20 protein-coding genes are annotated in these 18,412 nt (G+C 69.8%); 11 read left to right on the forward strand and 9 right to left on the reverse strand.

Annotation, left to right across the window (positions count from 1 at the left end):
* Positions 1-5: 5 nt before the first annotated feature.
* The 5 genes from AC1ROW_RS14350 to AC1ROW_RS14370 all read left to right on the forward strand — a co-directional run bounded on the left by AC1ROW_RS14350 (position 6) and on the right by AC1ROW_RS14370 (position 3,771).
* Positions 6-176 carry a hypothetical protein gene (locus tag AC1ROW_RS14350; protein ID WP_493019592.1) on the forward strand — a complete coding sequence of 57 codons (171 nt, stop codon included), beginning with the start codon at positions 6-8 and terminating at the stop codon, positions 174-176.
* Between the two features lie 207 nt (positions 177-383).
* Positions 384-2,186, forward strand: coding sequence for an alpha/beta fold hydrolase (locus AC1ROW_RS14355; protein WP_493019593.1), 1,803 nt, complete (start codon positions 384-386; stop codon positions 2,184-2,186).
* Complete coding sequence (locus AC1ROW_RS14360; protein ID WP_493019594.1) at positions 2,183-2,719, forward strand: hypothetical protein; 537 nt, start codon at positions 2,183-2,185, stop codon at positions 2,717-2,719. The genes AC1ROW_RS14355 and AC1ROW_RS14360 overlap by 4 nt, the downstream gene beginning before the upstream one ends.
* Positions 2,716-3,480, forward strand: a complete 765-nt coding sequence (locus AC1ROW_RS14365) for a class I SAM-dependent methyltransferase (RefSeq protein ID WP_493019595.1) — start codon at positions 2,716-2,718, stop codon at positions 3,478-3,480. Before AC1ROW_RS14360 ends, AC1ROW_RS14365 begins: the two co-directional genes overlap by 4 nt.
* Before the next feature lie 117 nt (positions 3,481-3,597).
* On the forward strand, positions 3,598-3,771 hold the full coding sequence (locus AC1ROW_RS14370; RefSeq protein ID WP_493019596.1) for a hypothetical protein: 174 nt from the start codon (positions 3,598-3,600) through the stop codon (positions 3,769-3,771).
* A 129-nt stretch (positions 3,772-3,900) separates the two neighbouring features.
* Here AC1ROW_RS14370 and AC1ROW_RS14375 read toward each other — a convergent pair whose 3' ends face one another.
* On the reverse strand, positions 3,901-5,424 hold the full coding sequence (locus AC1ROW_RS14375) for an MFS transporter (protein ID WP_493019597.1): 1,524 nt from the start codon (positions 5,422-5,424) through the stop codon (positions 3,901-3,903).
* Positions 5,425-5,553: 129 nt separating this feature from the next.
* Here AC1ROW_RS14375 and AC1ROW_RS14380 point away from each other — a divergent pair, with 129 nt between their 5' ends.
* The gene (locus tag AC1ROW_RS14380; protein WP_493019598.1) at positions 5,554-6,189 is read left to right on the forward strand and encodes a TetR/AcrR family transcriptional regulator; all 636 of its coding nucleotides are present in this window, start codon (positions 5,554-5,556) and stop codon (positions 6,187-6,189) included.
* Between the two features lie 3 nt (positions 6,190-6,192).
* Here the strand turns inward: AC1ROW_RS14380 and AC1ROW_RS14385 are convergent, their stop codons facing one another.
* Positions 6,193-6,639 carry a DUF805 domain-containing protein gene (locus AC1ROW_RS14385; RefSeq protein ID WP_493019599.1) on the reverse strand — a complete coding sequence of 149 codons (447 nt, stop codon included), beginning with the start codon at positions 6,637-6,639 and terminating at the stop codon, positions 6,193-6,195.
* 203 nt (positions 6,640-6,842) lie between these two features.
* Here AC1ROW_RS14385 and AC1ROW_RS14390 point away from each other — a divergent pair, with 203 nt between their 5' ends.
* The 3 genes from AC1ROW_RS14390 to AC1ROW_RS14400 all read left to right on the forward strand — a co-directional run bounded on the left by AC1ROW_RS14390 (position 6,843) and on the right by AC1ROW_RS14400 (position 9,097).
* Entirely contained in the window at positions 6,843-7,169 is a 327-nt protein-coding gene (locus tag AC1ROW_RS14390) for an alpha/beta fold hydrolase (protein ID WP_493019600.1), read from the forward strand.
* 172 nt (positions 7,170-7,341) lie between these two features.
* Entirely contained in the window at positions 7,342-7,926 is a 585-nt protein-coding gene (locus AC1ROW_RS14395) for an ABC transporter substrate-binding protein (protein WP_493019601.1), read from the forward strand.
* A 160-nt stretch (positions 7,927-8,086) separates the two neighbouring features.
* Positions 8,087-9,097, forward strand: a complete 1,011-nt coding sequence (locus AC1ROW_RS14400; RefSeq protein WP_493019602.1) for an aldo/keto reductase family protein — start codon at positions 8,087-8,089, stop codon at positions 9,095-9,097.
* A gap of 72 nt (positions 9,098-9,169) precedes the next feature.
* Here AC1ROW_RS14400 and AC1ROW_RS14405 read toward each other — a convergent pair whose 3' ends face one another.
* Genes AC1ROW_RS14405 through AC1ROW_RS14420 form a run of 4 tightly spaced genes read right to left on the reverse strand, consistent with a single transcriptional unit; the run spans position 9,170 to position 13,122 of the window.
* Positions 9,170-9,985, reverse strand: a complete 816-nt coding sequence (locus AC1ROW_RS14405) for an ABC transporter permease (RefSeq protein WP_493019603.1) — start codon at positions 9,983-9,985, stop codon at positions 9,170-9,172.
* Positions 9,982-10,800 (reverse strand): ABC transporter permease, encoded by an 819-nt coding sequence (locus AC1ROW_RS14410; RefSeq protein WP_493019604.1) that lies wholly within the window; start codon positions 10,798-10,800, stop codon positions 9,982-9,984. The genes AC1ROW_RS14405 and AC1ROW_RS14410 overlap by 4 nt, the downstream gene beginning before the upstream one ends.
* Before the next feature lie 13 nt (positions 10,801-10,813).
* Positions 10,814-12,022, reverse strand: a complete 1,209-nt coding sequence (locus AC1ROW_RS14415) for an ABC transporter substrate-binding protein (protein WP_493019605.1) — start codon at positions 12,020-12,022, stop codon at positions 10,814-10,816.
* Positions 12,019-13,122, reverse strand: a complete 1,104-nt coding sequence (locus tag AC1ROW_RS14420; RefSeq protein ID WP_493019606.1) for an ABC transporter ATP-binding protein — start codon at positions 13,120-13,122, stop codon at positions 12,019-12,021. Before AC1ROW_RS14420 ends, AC1ROW_RS14415 begins: the two co-directional genes overlap by 4 nt.
* A gap of 170 nt (positions 13,123-13,292) precedes the next feature.
* Between AC1ROW_RS14420 and AC1ROW_RS14425 the strand changes: the two genes are divergently transcribed.
* Both AC1ROW_RS14425 and AC1ROW_RS14430 read left to right on the forward strand, forming a co-directional pair.
* Positions 13,293-14,636 (forward strand): wax ester/triacylglycerol synthase domain-containing protein, encoded by a 1,344-nt coding sequence (locus AC1ROW_RS14425; RefSeq protein ID WP_493019607.1) that lies wholly within the window; start codon positions 13,293-13,295, stop codon positions 14,634-14,636.
* 61 nt (positions 14,637-14,697) lie between these two features.
* On the forward strand, positions 14,698-15,621 hold the full coding sequence (locus tag AC1ROW_RS14430; protein WP_493019608.1) for a S1C family serine protease: 924 nt from the start codon (positions 14,698-14,700) through the stop codon (positions 15,619-15,621).
* A gap of 74 nt (positions 15,622-15,695) precedes the next feature.
* On the opposite strand, the gene AC1ROW_RS14435 is transcribed toward AC1ROW_RS14430, so the two are convergent.
* The 3 genes from AC1ROW_RS14435 to AC1ROW_RS14445 are packed head-to-tail and all read right to left on the reverse strand — an operon-like array spanning position 15,696 to position 18,408.
* The gene (locus tag AC1ROW_RS14435) at positions 15,696-16,925 is read right to left on the reverse strand and encodes a sensor histidine kinase (RefSeq protein WP_493019609.1); all 1,230 of its coding nucleotides are present in this window, start codon (positions 16,923-16,925) and stop codon (positions 15,696-15,698) included.
* On the reverse strand, positions 16,922-17,590 hold the full coding sequence (locus tag AC1ROW_RS14440; RefSeq protein ID WP_493019610.1) for a response regulator transcription factor: 669 nt from the start codon (positions 17,588-17,590) through the stop codon (positions 16,922-16,924). The genes AC1ROW_RS14435 and AC1ROW_RS14440 overlap by 4 nt, the downstream gene beginning before the upstream one ends.
* A 59-nt stretch (positions 17,591-17,649) precedes the next feature.
* On the reverse strand, positions 17,650-18,408 hold the full coding sequence (locus AC1ROW_RS14445) for an FAD:protein FMN transferase (protein ID WP_493019611.1): 759 nt from the start codon (positions 18,406-18,408) through the stop codon (positions 17,650-17,652).
* Positions 18,409-18,412 lie beyond the last annotated feature (4 nt).

Consider the following 18,412-nt stretch of genomic DNA (forward strand, 5'->3'; position numbering starts at 1 on the left):
AATCCATGTCCGCCATCGTCAGCTCACTCAACAGCCAGAAGCGGCCCCCGATGAAGGACGCCACCCTGAGCGTCACCGATGTCGCCGTACCTGTGACGGCCACCCCGGTGCTCGCCGTGACCGCCGTCGGTGTCGCGTTCGGCATCGGCCTGCTCATCGGCGCCGCGGTCCGCTAGCCCCCGACCGCACCAAGACTTCAAGGAGAGTCATGAACATCACTCACAGACTGAAACTCGCTACCGCGACCGCCACGCCTATGCAGGAGGCATCGCTGCGTGTGAACTCGGCCGTCACGCCCATCACGGCAACCCCCGTCATCGCTGGCGCAGCAGCGTTGCTCGGAGCATTCGGCGTGGGGTTCGCCGTAGGCCAAGCAACCTGCCGTGGCTAAATTCCTGAAGGGTGCCTTCACTCCGATCAATATCGATCGTGAAGGCACCCTTCGCTCCATCGAAAGAATCGGTGCCGGCACCCATCTGGTATCCGCCGCCGAGTACCTGTCGCGGAAGCACGAATTCGAGGTCGGCTCCCTTGGGGACTGGAACCTCGTTCACGAACGCTTCGTGCACCTCCGCCCGTGGCAGAAGCGGGTCCTCAGCGTCGCCTCACGCCCTCGCACAGCGAAGGCACTCCATGTCGGCCGGATCGCAGCCTCCATCGTCCTCCTGGCACGAACCCCTCCTGCCCTACGAGCAGTGGCAGACGGATACCTCGCGCTGAGTTCAGCGGCGCTCTACCCCCGCGGCAACTACGGCGGAGACGGGTCCGACCAGGTCAGCTTCCAAACGTCGACCGCCGCATTCGTCGCCCGCGCCATCCCCACACCTGGTGTTCAAGACGCGGCAATCTGGTACCTGGGCCTACAGTCGGCGCTCTCCTACGCGGTCTCTGGCTGGGTCAAACTCTTCGGCCGGTCCTGGCGCACCGGTACAGCAGTCCCCGGAGTGATGCGTACCCGCGCTTACGGCAACAAGCGGCTCTGGGAGTTCTTCAAAGACCGCCCCCGGCTGGCCGCGCTCAGCGCGCACGGCATGCTCGCCTTTGAGGGGCTTTTCCCGATCGTCTTCGCCTCGCGCGGGCGCCTCATCCGTCCGTTTATCGCCGCAGCAGTGGGCTTCCATTCGATCATTGCCGGGTCGATGGGTCTCGGCCGATTTCTCACCGCGTTCGGATCCCTGCTCCCCGCGGTGGCCTACGCGACCAACGACCGGCCCAAGTCGAAGCTCGTGCCTACCCTGGCGGCGACCTCGATTGTGGCCGCTCTCGGCGCTGGGGCCACTGCTGCCGTGCTGCGCCGCCGGCGCGTCCAGCGGCAGGCCGACCCAGGTCAGAGTGTCAGGTGCTCGAGCGGAAACACCCTGCACTACCGACGCGCAACCAGCCGGCCAGGTGCTCCCATCCTCATCCTGGAACACGGGATGCTCGCTACCCCACAGCACTTCGCCTCGATCGTCGACCGCCTCAGCCCCACCATTGACATCATCACCTACTGGCGCGCGGGCTACGGCCCCAGCATCAATGCCACCGCCGGCTACAGCACCGACGACAGCGCCGAGGACCTCGTCGATCTCATCGAGTCGCTACCGGACTCGGATGCCTCCCTCTATGTCGGCGGACACTCCCTCGGAGGTCTCGTAGCACGGCGAGCTGCGCAAATCAGCGGGCGCGACATCGCAGGAATCATCTACCTCGACTCCTCCCACCCCGGGCAGCTGGCGATCTCCGCAGGACAACGCCGCGGCGTCGAGGGGCTCAACGGTGCGCTCGCCTTCGTGCCCAGCAGCGTAAGCGCCGGCCTCGGCTGGCTTCTTCCGAAACCGTACTGGGTCGACACGCTCCCCGAGCATGTCCGCGACGAATGCCTGGACCAGTACCGGGACTCCCGGCTCTGGAAGGCGGGCACACTCGAGTGGAAGAACGCACGCCGAGAGTTCAGTCGCCGCCACGGAGTCGGTCTGGAAACGATTGACATCCCCGCTCTGGTCGTCACCGCCGAGCGGACCCTCCGCGCCGACCAAGCACAGGACTATCTCCACGGCGACCTGGCCACTAGCCACAAGGATCGAGCGCATCGCGTGGTCATCCTCGAGGCCGACCACGACTCGATCCTCAGCAACGCGGCGCACGCCGCGACGACCAGCGACGTCATTGCTGACTTCATCGACGAGATGGAGGGCCGTCCATGAAGCGTGTCGACCCCGTGGAAGCGGTAGTCGCGGCGGCGACAGCAGCGATGCTGTTCATGACCTTCTTCTCCCAGCATCCCAACCGCCTCTTCGACCGGTTGCGCAGCACCGACAAACTCGGTTTCTGGCTACCCAACTGGCGGTTCTTCGCGCCCGATCCGGCGCAAAGCGACTTCCATATCCTGCACCGCACCCTCTCACGCGGGGGTGCAGAGTCCGACTGGGTAGAAACCCGCCGCACGACGCCTCGAAAGCTCTCGCACGTCGTCTGGTTCCCAGACCGGCGCATGGACAAAGGGCTCTTCGACGCCGTCGCCGACCTCATGGCGGTCGTCCCACAGGGCGAAGCCCAGATCCTTGCGTCCCCTGCGTACCGGACGATCGCTGCTTTCGTGCGCCGTCGGATCACCGACACCACGACATACCCCATCGACGGCTACCAGTTCATGCTCGCCACAAGCACCGGGTACGACGAAAGCAATGAGCCGGAGGAACTCCTCACCTCCCCTTACATTCCCCTGGAGAACGCATGACCACCCCCACGTATCAGTCCTATGGGGCCGACTTCGCCGACATCTACGACGCGATCTTCCCTCGTGAAGCGGTCACCACCGACGAGCTCGTATGGCTCGCCGATCGGATCGGAACAGGAACCCAGGTGCTCGAGCTCGGCGTCGGCACCGGCCGCATCGCCATTCCGCTCGCCCAGCACCTGGCCGAAAAGAAACACGCTGTCGGCTACCACGGCATCGATATCAGCCCGGAAATGCTCCACCAGCTCTCCGGCGCCGACACCGCCGAACACGTGACGGCCATACAGGGCGACATCGTCGACATCGACTACGGCGGCACGTACGACACCATCCTGTGCCTCTGCGCCACCATCTCGATGATCACTGACCCCGCCAAGCAGGCCCAGGTCTTCACCAACGCCGCGAGGGCCCTCAAGCTCGGCGGAACGCTCGTCGTGGAGACTCACAACGCCGACGTTGTTAGAAGCCTTCACGGACCCCACGCGAACATCACATACGCGGTCCCCTATGCGGGCGGCCAGCGTGCGCTCGTCAGCTTCTCCACCCTCGATGAGGCCGCATGGACGATCGACCACTGCTGGATCGACAACGGCACCACTCGATTCGCCAGCGAAGCAAGCCGCGTCACCACCCTCGCCGAACTCGACACCTACGCCCGCGCCGCCGGCCTCGACCCCGTCGCGCACTCAGCCGGACTCGACGGCGCGGCCATCGGCCCCAACAGCGGCACGGTCACTGCCCAGTACCGCCGCCCCCACTGACTCTTCCCCACAGCGACATCGCACGGATGCACCATCCACCGACGGATAGATCGGCCTCCACGTTGCAGGGGAGAACTCAACCTCGACTACCGCGAGGACCACAAGTAAGGAGCAACCATGTCCATCGAAAACCACTTCAACGTCAGCAGCACCTCACGTCTGCGCGAGGCCAAGCTGAACGTCAACCGCGCCCAGCCTGTCATGGCCACGCCCGCCATGCTCGGCATCATCGCCGTCACCGTGGTCACCTCGGCAGCCGGGGGCGCACTCGGCGTCGCAGCAGCCCGCTGAGTAGGTAGTGGGGGGGGGGGGGGGGGGGGGGGGGGGGGGGCCAGTCCGGGGAAACCCCCCCCCCACTACCCCCGCCAATCAAATTCCCCAGCGAGCCGAGCGGACGCCCTTGCTTGGTGCCGTTACCACCTAGTGCGCCACCACACGCTCGGCGTCGGCGGCCGGGGTCTCGGTACTCGCCGCGGCGGCCGGCCGGCGTCGCCGGTACAGCAGCGCGGACAGCACCGCTCCGAAGGCGAAGAACCCGGCGCTCCACCAGTACGCGGTGGAGTAGCTGTGCACAGCGGCCTCCTGGATGACGTGCGGCGTCGGCGGCAGGTGCGCCGCCAGGTAGTCGGTCAGCGCGGTCGCGGCGAGCGTGTTGAGCAGTGCGGTGCCGATCGAGCCGCCGACCTGCTGGCTCGTGTTCACCAGTGCGGAGGCGACCCCCGCGAAGTGGCGGTCGACGCCGAGGGTGGCCGTCTGGATGGCGGCGGGCATGATCGAGCCCATGCCGACGCCCATCACCATGAGCGCGGGGAGGATCTCCGTGCCGTAGTTCGCGCTCACGCCGAGGCGGGTGAGCAGCAGCATCCCGGATCCCGCGATCACCATGCCGATCGGGACCATGACCTTCGGCCCGAACCTGGGCACGAACAGGTTGGTCGAGAACTGCGCGGCGATGACCAGCATGACGATCATCGGCAGGAAGGCGAGGCCGGTCTGGATCGGCGTGAACTTCAGCGTCGTCTCGAGGTAGTAGGTGACGAACAGGAAGATGCCGAACATGCCGGAGCCCGCGATGAGGATCGAGCTGTAGGAGGCGCCGCGGTTGCGGTCGAGCACGATGTGCAGGGGGAGGAGCGGGTGCGCGGCCCTCCGCTGCCAGAGCACGAACGCGATCAGCAGCACGCCGGCCGCGGCGAGGAAGCCCCAGGTCAGCGGCGAGTCCCAGCCGTCGCTCTCGGCGTTCGAGAAGCCGTAGACCAGCGAGAACAACGCGCCGGAGGCCAGGATCGTGCCGGGGATGTCGAGCTTCGGGCGTGGGCCGGAGCGGTGACCCGCCGTGACGAAGAACGCGGCCAGGATGATCGCTGCGATGGCGATGAAGACGTTGATGTAGAGGTTCCAGCGCCAGTTGAACTGCTCGGTCAGCACGCCGCCGAGCAGCAGGCCGACCGCGCCGCCGGCCCCGGCGATCGCGCCGAAGATGCCGAACGCGCGGGCGCGCTCCTTCGGCACGGTGAAGGTCGTGGTGAGGACCGCGAGGGCGGTGGGGGCGAGCAGTGCGCCGAACGCGCCCTGCAGCGCGCGGGCGCCGACCAGCATCCCGAACGTGCCGGCCGCGCCGCCGAGCGCGGAGGCCCCGGCGAACCCGATCAGGCCGATGATGAATGCGCGTTTGCGGCCGATCAGGTCGGAGATGCGGCCGCCGAGGAGCAGGAGGCTGCCGAAGGCGAGCGAGTAGGCGGTGACGATCCACTGCCGGTCGGCGTTGGAGAAGCCGAGGTCCTGCTGCGCGGCCGGGAGGGCGATGTTGACGACGGTCGAGTCGAGGACGACCATCAGCTGGGCCATCGCCACGGTGACGAGCGTCCACCAGCGCCGCGAGTGCGGAACGCCGCCGTCCGGAGCCGCGGGCGCGACCGAGGGAGAGGGAGAAGTCTGGGTCATGCGGGACAGCATATACGAAACTCAGTAGTTTCGGATCTACCGAGTTCTAAAATTAACCTTAGAATGGTCCAGAAGACATCACCAGACCCGACGTCACCCGTCGCAGACACACCCAGGGGGAAAGCCGCAATGACGCAGCTCGACGCCGCCGGCTCCGCGCCCAAGCTCGGCCGGAAACGCGATCACACGCGCGACGCCGACATTCTCGAGGCCGCACTGGAGGTCCTCGCCGAGACGGGTTACGACCGGATGACGATGGACATGGTCGCTGCGCGCGCCAAGGCGGGCAAGGCGACCGTCTACCGGCGCTGGGCCTCCAAGGGTGAGCTCGTGGTCGAGGCGATCGCCTGTATGAAGAAGAACGCGATCGACTTCGACCACTTGCCCGACACGGGCACGCTGCGCGGTGACCTGGTCGCGGTGATCAAGCCGCACGCGATCGAGGACGGGGAGCGCAAGCTCCAGATCATGGCCGGGCTCACGTCGATGCTCGCCCGCGACCCCGACCTGGTGGACGCCGTGACGGCCGCGATCGTGGAGCCGCGCGCGTCGCTGAACCGGCTGTTCATGCAGCGGGCGATCGAGCGCGGCGAGATCCCGGCGGAGACGGACGTCGAGACGCTGGCGATGATCATGCCGTCGATGACGGCCTACCGGGTGCTCATCCTGCAGCAGCCCGTCGACCGGGAGTACTTGCTTTCGCTGATCGACGGGGTGCTGCTCCCGGCGGTGGGCATCCGGCCGGGAGCAGCCACGCAGAGCTGAGCGTCAGACGCGACGGCGGTCGAAGCGGGCGCCCTCCGGCTTGGACGGGAGCAGGTAGAAGACCAGCAGGATGATCGGGCCGACGAATGGGATGAAGCCGAGGAAGAAGAACGGCCCGGCGAGGTTGGCGTCGTGCAGGCGGCGCCAGATCAGTGCGAGGCTCGGGACCAGGATCGCCAGCCCCCACAGGGAGTAGAGGACGATCAGGATCCAGGCGATGGGGCCGTACCCCCGGCCACCGTTGCCGATCGTCCCGAGGGTCCCGAGCAGGATCCCATAGACGATGCCGACGAGCACGGCGAAGAGGAACCACCACCAGAACTCGCTGCGGCTGGCCCGTCCGGTGAAGTCGGCGTACTTCTTGAAGAACCGGCGGATGGCGTCGCCGAAGGAGGCGCCGTACAGCGGCTGGTCGAGCGGTGCGGAAACGGAACTCTGCGGTGCGGTCATGGTGGATCCTTTCCAGGAGGTCATGGCTGGCGTCGAGATGGAGCGGCGCCAGTCAACCGCATCCGCGGGGCCTTCGAGGAGCGTGTGTTACGGCGTGTCACGCCATGACATTCGTGACGAATGTCGCCTATGGGGCGCCGTTTCGCGACATTCGTGACGAATGTCAGAGCGAGCGCCGAGCACGCGGAAGATGCTCGCGAAGGATGCCGGAGCGCTCCCGGCGCGCGGGCACCACGATGCGCGAGCTCGCGGCCGCGGTGCCGTACGACATGCGCATCGTGGCCCAGCGCGCCGACCGCATCGCCGACCATGCGGCGATCCGCGGCCCGGTACTGCTGATCACGGCGGAGAAGTCCCCGGCCTACCTGCGGCACGCGGTCGCACGGCTGGGGGAGCTGCTGCCGGGCGCGCGCACCCGCACGATCCGCGGGGTCGGGCACTCGGCCACGCAGAACGGGAAGGACGGCGGAAAGCCGCGGGAGGTCGCGGACGCGGTGCGGGAGGGGCTCGCGTGCGTCCGGGCGGGCTGATGACGGCTACCCGCCCCTCCGGTGTGCGGCAACCCCCTTAAGCCGATGAGGACGTGCGGCGTACCGTCCCCGACCGAAGCCCTCCATACGGAGGCACGGGGGCGAAGCGCACGGGAGCGGTAGTCGGGGATGCGCTCGCGCCCGACATTCTCACAGGAAGCAACGAAGAACCATGAGAAGCACAAGCAAGCTGGCATCCATTGCACTGACCGCCGCGCTCTCGGGCGCGTTCGTCGTCGGCGGGGTGAGCGCGGCCCAGGCGGCCCCGGCGCCCACCCACGCCGCAGCCGCAGCCTCGCACACGGCGCGCGCCACCGCAGCGCCCGTGACGATCAACCAGGTCCTGCCCGACGGCAGCACTCTGGCCGGTACCTTCACGCTGACCCGCTTCATCGACCAGGGCGGTCAGCTCGTCGCCCAGGGAGTCTTCAACGGAACGCTGACCTCCGCGACCGGAGCGGTCACCCCGCTGACGAACGTCGCGGGCAGCAGCGTCGTGACCAACGCGGCCAACAGCGCCGCCGCGGCCGCAACGCCGACGGCCTGTAACGTCCTGAGCCTCACGCTCGGCCCGCTGCACCTCGACCTGCTTGGCCTGGTCGTGGACCTCAACCAGGTGAACCTCAACATCACGGCTCAGCCGGGCAGCGGCAACCTGCTCGGGAACCTGCTCTGCAGCGTGGCGCGACTGCTCGACAACGGCAACGCGCTGACCGGGCTGACCAACCTGCTCAACAACCTCATCGGCGCCCTCTGACCGACGGCGTGACGCGAGGGCCCGGCCGGACGTCCGGCCGGGCCCTCGCGGTCCGGGCGACTCAGCAGTGACAGCACTGAATCCCAGAACCAACCGCTGTTGGCTTCGCTGAATGCCTCCTGCCTACGATCGAACCGACCTCCGCTCGAAAGGAACGACAGTGCAGTTCAGGTACCTCGGCAACTCCGGCTTCAAGATCTCCGAGATCACGTACGGAAACTGGCTCACCCACGGCTCACAGATCGAGAACGACGCGGCAGCCGCGTGCGTCCGCGCCGCGCTGGACGCCGGGATCACCACCTTCGACACCGCCGACGTCTACGCCAACACCGCGGCGGAGACCGTGCTCGGCGAGACGCTGAAGGGCGAGCGCCGCCAGTCGCTGGAGATCTTCACGAAGGTGTTCGGCCCGACCGGCCCCAAGGGGCACAACGACGTCGGGCTCTCGCGCAAGCACATCCTGGAGTCCATCGACGGCTCGCTGAGCCGCCTGCAGACCGACTACGTCGACCTGTACCAGGCCCACCGCTTCGACTTCTTCACGCCGCTCGAGGAGACCATGCAGGCGTTCGCCGACATCGTCCGGCAGGGCAAGGCGCTCTACATCGGCGTCAGCGAGTGGACGGCAGATCAGCTCCGCGCGGGGCACGCGCTCGCGAAGGACCTCGGCTTCCAGCTCATCTCCAACCAGCCCGAGTACTCGGCGCTGTGGCGGGTCATCGAGGCGGAGGTCGTCCCGACCTCCAAGGAGCTCGGCATCTCGCAGATCGTCTGGTCGCCTGTGGCGCAGGGCGTCCTCAGCGGCAAGTACAAGCCGGGCGCGCCGCTGCCGGAGGGCAGCCGGGCGACCGACGAGAAGGGCGGCGCGGGAGCGGTCAAGCGCTGGCTGACCGACGACGTCCTCACCCGCGTGCAGGAGCTCACCCCGATCGCGCAGGAGCTCGGCCTGACGCCGGCGCAGCTCGCGGTCGCGTGGGTGCTGCAGAACGACAACGTCGCCACCGCGATCATCGGCGCCTCCCGCCCCGAGCAGGTCGTGGAGAACGTGAAGGCCTCCGGCGTCACCATCCCCGCCGAGCTGCTCGCCCGCATCGATGACACTCTCGGCGGCGCCGTCGAGCGCGACCCCTCGCACACCGCCACGCGCTCGCCGCAGCACCGCGAGGCCTGACCCCTCGCGCATTCGTGCCGAATGTCGACTCTCGCCGGGCGAGAGCCGACATTCGGCACGAATCGTGCGCGGTCAGACGCGACTGGTGACCGAGTCGCCGGCCAGCCGCTGCGAGACCCACACCGGGATGATCGCCAGGATCGTCAGGACGGCTGCGACCACGTTCACGACCGGCGCCTGATTCGGCCGGAACAGGTTCTGGAAGATCCAGATCGGCAGCGTCTGCACGGCCGGCCCCGCCGTGAACGTCGTCACCACGATCTCGTCGAAGCTGAGCGCGAACGCCAGCAGCACGCCGGCCGCCAGAGCGCCGCGCACCTGCGGCAGCGTCACCCAGAGGAACGTCTGCCAACCGCGCGCGCCGAGATCGCCGGAGGCCTCCTCCAGTGAGGTCCCCATCCGCCGCAGCCGGGCCTGCACGTTGTTGTAGACGATGACGATGCAGAACGTGGCGTGGCCGATGATGACCGTCGCCATCCCGAGCGTGACGCCGACCGGGCCGAGCACCGTCGTGAAGGTCGACGCCAGCGCGATGCCGGTCACGATTCCCGGGAGGGTGATCGGCAGCACGACCAGGAAGTTGATGCTCTGCCGGCCGAAGAACCGGAACCGCTGAACCGCGAACGCCGCCATGGTCCCGAGCGCCAGCGCGATCGCCGACGCGCAGAGCCCGGCGAAGACGGAGGTCGCCAGGGCGTCCGCCGCGCCGCGCGACTGGAACGCGTCCACCCACCACTGCAGCGTGAAGCCGGGCGGCGGGAAGGAGAACGTCCGCGAGCTGTTGAACGAGTTCAGCACGATCAGCAGCAGCGGCACGTACAGGATGACCAGGCCGATCGCCAGGCAGAGGCCGACGACGATGCGCGCGGGGGTCGAGAGCAGCTTCACACGTTCTCCAATGCGCCGGTGCGGCGGACCGCGAGCAGGTAGAGCACGACCGCGACGAGCGGGATCACCGACAGCGCCGCCGCCAGCGGCTGGTTGTTCGCCGTGACGAGCTGCCCGTAGATCAGGTTCGCGAGCAGCTGGGTCTTGCCGCCGACGATCCCGACCGCGATGTAGTCGCCGAAGCTCAGCGCGAAAGTGAAGATCGACCCCGCCACGATCGCCGGGAACACCAGCGGGAACGCGACCGTCCTGATCGTGCGCCAGGTCGACGCCCCCAGGTCGTAGCTGGCTTCGAACAGCGAGTCGGGCACGCGGTCGAAACCGGCGTAGACCGGGATGATCATGTACGGCAGCCAGAGGTACGCCAGCGTCATGACCGTCGCCGGGAGGCCGAACCCGGGCGTCCAGCCGCCTGTCGCCACCGCGATCGGGCCGCCGGGCTCGACCAGGATGCGCCAGGCGTACGCCTTGACCAGATAGCTGGCCCAGAGCGGCGTCGTCACCGCCACGAGGTAGAGCGCGCGCCGGCTCGGCCGGGCCACCTTCGCGATGTACAGCGCCATCGGGAAGGCGACAACGGCGTCGATGAGGGTCACCCCGAGCGACACGAGCAGCGTCCGCAGCGCGACCGTCCCGTACAGCGGGTCGGTGAACAGCGTCGCGTAGTTCTCCAGCGTGAAGGTCGGGACGACCGCACCCGTGAACCCGTTCACCGTCCAGAAGGAGGAGACCAGGAGGACGGCGATCGAGCCCAGGTAGATGACGACCAGCCAGAGCAAGGGAGGCCCGAGCAGGAAGCCCAGGCGGGCCTTCATCCCCGGCCTCCCGTCATCCCTTGATCTGCTGCCACTTGGTCACCCATTCGCTGTAGGCGGTGCAGTTCGTGCCGCTGCCGTCGACGCACTTGGTCTGCGGCGTGGTCCAGTAGTGGATCTTGGAGGCGTAGCCGGCGTCGAGCGCGTGGTACTGGGTGCAGAACGTCGGATCCTGCGTCTTGTCGCACGCCTTGGTCTGGGCCGGCGCCTCGCCGAACCACTCGGCGACCTGCGCGTTCACCGTCGGGGAGGTGATCCAGTTCATCCACTGGTACATGCAGTTCGGGTGCTTCGCCTTGGACGAGATCATCCAGGTGTCGGACCAGCCGGTGGAGCCCTCCTTCGGGACCGTCGTGCCGACCTGCACCTTGCCGTCGCTCTGGATGAGGTTGGCGATGACCTGCCACGACGTGCCGACCACGCTGCTGCCGGACTCGAACGACTGCACGGACTTGGTGTAGTCCGACCAGTACTCGCCGATGGAGGTCTTCTGCTTCTTCAGCAGCGAGACCGCAGCGTCGAGCTGCTTCTCGGTCAGGGAGTACGGGTCTTTGATCCCCAGCGACGGGTCGTGCGCCTTCAGGTAGAGCGCGGCGTCGGCGATGTAGATCGGGGAGTCGTACGCGGTGACTTTGCCGGCGTACTTGGAGGCGTCGTCGAAGACGGCCGACCACGAGTCGGGCGCCGGGGTGACGGTGGCCTTGTTGTACATCAGCACGTTGGCGCCCCAGCCGTGCGGGATGCCGTACATCTGGCCGTCGACCGAGTTCCACGCCTTGTTCTTGAGGAAGGAGGAGATGGTCGTGTAGTTCGGCACCAGCTTGGTGTTGACCGGTGCGACCTGGCCGCCGTAGACCAGGCGGAGGGTCGCGTCGCCGGAGGCCGAGACGCCGTCGTAGTCGCCGGTGCGCATGAGCTGCACCATCTCGTCGGAGGTGCCGGCGACCTTGGCGTTGACTTTGCAGCCGGTGTTCTGCGCGAACGGGGTCACCCAGTTGACCTTCGGATCGTTGGAGCCGTCCTCGGCGTAGCCCGCCCAGACGATGAGGTTGAGCTGGCCCTCGGCGGCGCCGAGCTTCTTCGCCATCGGGACGTTCGGCACCGAGCCGGCCGAGCCGCCGGTGGAGCCGCCGCCGGAACAGGCCGCGAGCACCAGGAGGGCGGCGGAGACGGCCGCCGCTGCGGCCGCCGAGCGCGCCACGCGCTTCGTTGCACGGATCATGAGTCCTGCCTCTCTTCTACACCTCTGCTGCGAGGTACATCTGCCGTCTGGAGATCGGCGTCCGTGGCCGTGTCCGGCGTGCTGCCGCCGAGCCTGCGGAGGTCGTCGTCGTTCCAGGTCACGTGCACGCGCGAGCCGCGGTCGAGCTCGGCGCGGTGCGTGCGGTCGTTGCTCTCCAGGACCGAGATCCGCAGGCCGGCGTCGAGGTCGACCACCCGGCGGATGCTGTTGCCCGCGTAGACCGACTCGACCAACGTCCCGGCCGCGGACGGCGAGCCGGACCCGCCGGGGAGGGTGTGCAGCTCGAGCTTCTCGGGGCGGATGGAGTACTCGCCGTCCAGGCCGAGGATGCTGTGCGCGTGGTCGCGGTCGAACAGGTTCGAGGTGCCGACGAAGTCGGCGACGAACCGGGAGTTCGGGTGCTCGTAGAGCTCGCGCGGTGTCCCCAGCTGTTCGATCCTGCCGTTGTTGAAGACCGCGATCCGGTCGGAGAGGGTGAGCGCCTCGTCCTGGTCGTGGGTGACGAAGACGAACGCGATCCCGAGCTCGTGCTGCAGTTGCTTGAGCTCGACCTGCATCTGCTGGCGCAGCTTGAGGTCGAGGGCCCCGAGCGGCTCGTCGAGCAGGAGCGCCTTCGGCTGGACGACGGTGGCGCGAGCGAGCGCCACGCGCTGGCGCTGGCCGCCGGAGAGCTGAGCCGGCTTGCGGTCGCCGAAGCCGATCAGCTGCACGGAGGCGAGCGCGTCCATCGCGCGCCGACGCCGCTCGGCGCGGCCGACGCCGCGCACGCGCAGTCCGTAGGCGACGTTGTCCAGCACCGACATATGCGGGAAGAGCGCGTAGTCCTGGAATACCGTGTTGACGTCTCGCGCGGCCGCAGGCTTGCTGGTCACGTCCTGGCCGAACAGCTCGATCGTTCCTGCGGTGGGCTGCTCGAAGCCGGCGATGCAGCGCAGCACCGTGGTCTTGCCGGAGCCGGAGGGGCCGAGCATCGAGAAGAACTCCCCGGCCGCGATCTCCAGGTCGAGGTCGTCGACGGCGGCGACCGACCCGAATCGCTTGGTCAATCCGGTCAGCCTGATGGCGGGCTGCTCGCTCACATCCAGTCTCCTTCGACGGTGGGCGTCGCAATCATATGCGATCAGATGTTGACGAGACTACGGTTTCCGCAGCAAGAATTGGTCACAGATGTCGATTCCGAACGTCCGGCAAGTATTTTCGGTCCGAATCTTCAGTGCGCGCCTCTCCACACCCCGGCTACCCTGTCGGCATGAAGGGGCGTGACGCTCCGGCCGGGGCGATCGCAGCAGTGGACGCGGCCAACTTCGCCCTCGAGCGTGCGCAGCCCAACGTCGTCGCGCTGGCGGGATTGCTGGCGCCGGGAGGTTTCGTCGACGATCGGGGCGTGCCGGACGTCGAACGGCTCCGGCGGGTGCTCGCCGATCGGGTGCGGGCGGTCCCGGCGCTGTGCCGGCGGCCGGTCTCGACGGGCTCGGCGTGGCGCTGGGAACCGGCGCCGCCCGAGCTGAGCCGCCACGTCCGCCTCTGGCAGCCGGACGCGGAGAGCGCTGACGCGGGCGCCTCTCCCTCGTTCGAGGAGGTCTGCGCACGGACGCTGATGACGCGGCTTCCGCTGGACCGGCCGCTGTGGGAGCTGCTCCTGGTGCCCGCTGCGGCGGGGGCGCGGTGCGGGGTCCTGTTCCGGCTGCACCACGCGCTCGCGGACGGGCTGGAGGCGGAGGCGCTGGTGGCCGCGCTCTGCGACGGGGATGGTGGGGCCGGGGCCGGGGCCGGGGCCGGGGCCGGTGCCGGTGCCGCCGGACGCGCCGGCTCCGATCGCGCGACCGCAGCGACGCGTCCGCTCCCGCCCGCTCCACCGGTCGAGCGCAGGCCCGTGCTCGCGCGGCTCCGCGAAGCGGGAGCGCAGACCGTCGCGGTGTTCCGCCGCACCGTGCGCTCGCGGATGCTTCTGGGGCCGCTCGGACTCACGCGCGACGTCGCCTTCCTGGACGTCGGTCTCGCCGAACTGCACGACGGCGCGAAGCGCGCGGGCGGCACGGTCGGCGACGCGTTTCTCGCGGCGTTCGGGCAGGGGCTGCGTGCCGTGCTCACGGCGGCGCACGAGGCGCTGCCCGAGACGCTGCCGGTCTCCTCGCCGGTGCGTCTGGCGCGCCGGGCGGGTGAAGGGAACGCGACCGGCGTCATGCTCGTGCACGTCCCCGTGGCCGAGACCGACGCCGTTGCCGGCGTCGCGCGGGTGGCGGCGGAGACGCGATCGGAGAAGGCCCGCGCCCGCGCAGCGGGCACCTTCGAGTGGATGGCGAGCCCCCGGGCCGCCGCGCTGCTGATGCGTTTCGCGCGCACCCAGCGTGCGGTCGCGGCCATCGCCTCCGAGTTCCCCGGTCCGTCGCGCGCGCTGCGGCTCGACGGCTCGGAACTCGAGAGCGCCTGGCCCTTGTCGCTGCTTTCGGCGAACGTGCGCGTCGGCGCGGTCGGGGCCTCGTACGCCGGCCGCTTCCGGGTCAGCGTGCAGACCGACGCCGACCACCTCCCGCCGGCGCGGGTCGTGGCCGACGCCATGGCCGCCGCCCTGGCGTCGATCGCGCGCCGCTGACCCCGTCAGCCGTCGGCGAACGGGCGGCCCCGGCGCCCCGCGCGAGGCGCACACTCGTCTCATGACGGATGCGGACGCGCTGGACGCCTACTCGACGGCGGTGGTGCGCGTCGCGCGTGTGGTCGGCCCGGCGGTCGCCGCCGTCACCGCGCGCACCTCGCGCGGCGTCGGCCTCGGCAGCGCCACCGTCGTCTCCGCCGAAGGGCACCTCCTGACCAGTGCGCACGTCGTTGAGGGCGCAGGGAGCGTCGACCTCGCGTTCGAGGACGGCACCCGGGTGCGCGCCCGCGTCATCGGGCGCGACCCGCTCTCCGACCTCGCGATGCTCCTGGCGGACGCGCCCGTCCCCGCGCCGGTCGAGCTCGGCGACGCCGCGAAGCTCCAGGTGGGCCAGCTCGTCGTCGCGGTCGGGAACTCGCTGGGCCTGGCCGGCAGCGTGACCGCCGGGATCGTCTCGGCGCTCGGGAGGTCGCTGCCGACCCGGTCTGGCCGCGTCGTGGACGAGGTCATCCAGACCGACGCCGCGCTCAACCCCGGCAACAGCGGGGGAGCGCTCGCGGACAGCAGCGCCCGGATGATCGGCGTGAACACCGCCGTCGCCGGGACCGGCTTGGGCCTCGCCGTCCCGGTCAACGCCACCAGCCGGCAGATCATGGACACGCTGATGCGGGAGGGCCGGGTCCGCCGCGGCTGGCTGGGGATCGCGGGCGCGGAGATCACCCTCAACCCGGAGATCGCCCGCAAGGCCGGCGCTCGCACCGGCATCCAGGTGATGTCGGTGGTCCCGGACAGTCCCGCCGATCTCGCCGGGATCCGCACGGGCGACGTCCTCATCTCACTCGACCGGATGCGCATCCACGCCGTCGCCGACCTCCAACGCCTCATGATCGCGAGCACCATCGGCCGCCGTCTGGAGCTCACCGTCTGGCGAAACGGCGCCCTTGTCGACGCCATCGTCGAACCCACCGAACTCACCGACGCCTGAACCGCGCCGGGATTCGTGCCGAATGTCGACTCTCGCTCGGCGGAAGTCGACATTCGGCACGAATCGCCAGGGTGTCAGTTGCGCACGGCGCCCTTCGGCAGCCGCACGACGACCTCGGCGCCGCCGCCCTCCCGATCGGCCGCGCTCACGCGACCGCGGTGCCGGTCGACCACCTCCGCGACGAGCGCCAGCCCCAGCCCGTAGTGGCGCTCACGGCCCGCCGGGTTGTCCGCCGGGCGCGCGGAGGCGAACCGGTCGAAGGCGCGGTCCTGGAAGTCGTCGCCGAACCCGGGGCCGTCGTCGGCGACGGACAGCACCACGTCGTCCCGGTCGGTGGACACGTCGATCAGCACGCGCGAGGCCGCGTGGTCGAGGGCGTTGTCGACGAGGGCGACGATCATCCGGCGCAGGGAGACGGGAGCGCCGGTGACCACGGCTCCCGGGGTGGCGTGCGTGGCCAGCGCGATGCCGCGCTCCTGCGCGCGGCCCTCGGCCGAACGGGCGACGACGGCTGCGAGCTCGCCGATGTCGACGCGCTCCGGCTCCGCATTCTGGCGGGGGTCCGCCGCGGTCAGGAGGTCCTCGACGATCTCGGTCAAGGCCCGGCTGTCGTCGACGATCTCGTCCAGTCCCGACCGCACGTCCTCGTCCGCGGAGGGGCCGGCGTCGCCGCCGCCCCGGGAGAGCCGCCGCCGCAGGAGCTGGGCGCGGGTGCTCAGCAGCGTCAGCGGCGTGCGGAGTTCGTGCCCGGCGTCGGCCACGAACCGGCGCTGCAGCGCCAGCGCCTCCGACATCGGGCGCATCGAGCGGCGGGCGAGCAGCAGCCCGACGAGCGCCGCGGCCACCGTGGCGATGACGCCGGAGATGATCAGCGCGGTGAGCAGGCGCCCCATCTCCTCCTGCTGCTCGGCCAGGCTGTAAGAGATCTGCACCACCTTGCCGCGCCGCACATCGGTCTGGGTGAGGTAGCTCTTCCCGTCCGCCACGACGGTCTGGGTGATGGATCCGCCGTTGCGGGCGACATCCTGCAGAGCCCGTTCGTCGGGGAGGCCGTCCGGCATGTTCGGCGAGACGTCCCTGCCCTCCGGGAGGAGGACGGTGACCAGGAGGTCGTGCGGGGCGTCGTGCACCGAGTCGACCTGCGACGCGTCCGCCAGCGCGCGTTTGGCGGCCTCCGCCTGGCCGGTGGACACCACGATGTAGACGACCGCGCCGAGCACGACGAACAGGGCCAGGATGATGCCGGCGAACTGCAGGGCGAGCCGCGCCGACGCCGTGCGCAGCTCTTGGAGGTCGGCTTTCATCCGACTCCGCCCAGGCGGTAGCCGACGCCGCGCACCGTCTCGATGAGGGTGCGGCCGAACTTCTTGCGGAGGTGGTGCACGTAGGTGTCGACCACGCCGGGGTCGTCCGCGTCTGCGAACACCTCGTCCAGCAGCACGGCGCGCGAGAAGACCTGGTCCGGTCGGCGCGCCAGCAATTCGAGGAGACTGGCCTCCCGGTCGGAGAGCACGGTGCGCTCGCCGCTGCCGAGCGTGACCGTGCGGCTGCCGACGTCGAGCCGGCCGCCGGGGAAGCGCACCGTCGGAACATCCGACGAGGCCCGGCGGATCAGCGCACGCACCCGGGCGAGCAGCTCGTCGATGTCGAACGGCTTGGCGAGGTAGTCCTCCGCCCCGGCGTTCAGCCCGTCGACCCGGTCGGGGGCGGTGCCGAGCGCCGAGAGGATGAGGATGGGCGTCGTCACGCCGTTGGCGCGGAGGCCGCGCAGCACGCCGAGGCCGTCGACGGCCGGGAGGCCGCGGTCGAGCACCACCGCGTCGAACTGCTCGGTGAGGCCGCGGTGCAGCGCGCGCTGGCCGTCGCGGGCCAGCTCCACGTCGTAGCCGTCGGAGACGAGCAACGTCTCGAGCATCCCGGCGAGACGGCTATCGTCCTCGGCGACCAGCACGCGGCGGCGATCACTCATCCCCGCAGTATAGGAGTCGGCGCCAGTAGAGGAGTCGACGCCGGACGCCCCCTCGCCGCTCATCGAGCCTGCTCCGCTCCCGCGAAGGTCAGGTCGCCGAGCCCGAGCAGCCGCCCCGCCGCGTCGACCGCGAGCACACCGCGCGCGCCGTTGCCGAGGGCCCAGCCGATCCCGTCCTCCCCGAGGGCGAAGACGGCGGTGGCCAGGAGGTCGGCCGTCGTGAGGTCGCCGGCCACGACGGTCGCGCTGCGCAGCCCGGTCGCGGCGCGGTCGGTGCGGCCGTCGACGATGTGCGCGCCACGCTCGTACGCGCCGGAGGTGGCGACGCCGCCGTTCCGGAGCTCCAGTACGGCGAGCAGCTCGCCGGCGCTCTCGGGGGAGCGCACGCCCACGTTCCAGGGCCGGCCCTCGCCGGGGCTTCCGGAGACCGCGACGTCCCCGCCCGCGTTGAGGCAGAAGTCGCGGAGTCCGCTCGCGGCGAGCGAGCGCGCGGCGCGGTCGGCCGCCCAGCCTTTCACGACGCCGTCGAGGTCCCAGGTCCCGTCCGGCCGCCGGATGCGGAACGCGCCGCCCGCGGCGTCCGCCATCGCCGAGCCGAGCCCGACGACCTCCGCGAAGTCCTCGCTCACCCCCGACGCGCCGCCGCCGCGGGCGTTCACCCGGCTGAGTTCGCTGTCGGGTCGGTAGGCGGAGAACCGCGCGTCGGCCTCCCGCAGGACGCGGAACGCGCGCTCGGCGGCTGCCGCGGCGACATCCTCCGCGGCCTCCCGGATGTCGATCGACATCGGGATGCCCATGACGGTCTCGAGGAACCTCATCGCT

Source organism: Leifsonia sp. GW821-FHT13C09, assembly GCF_058806435.1.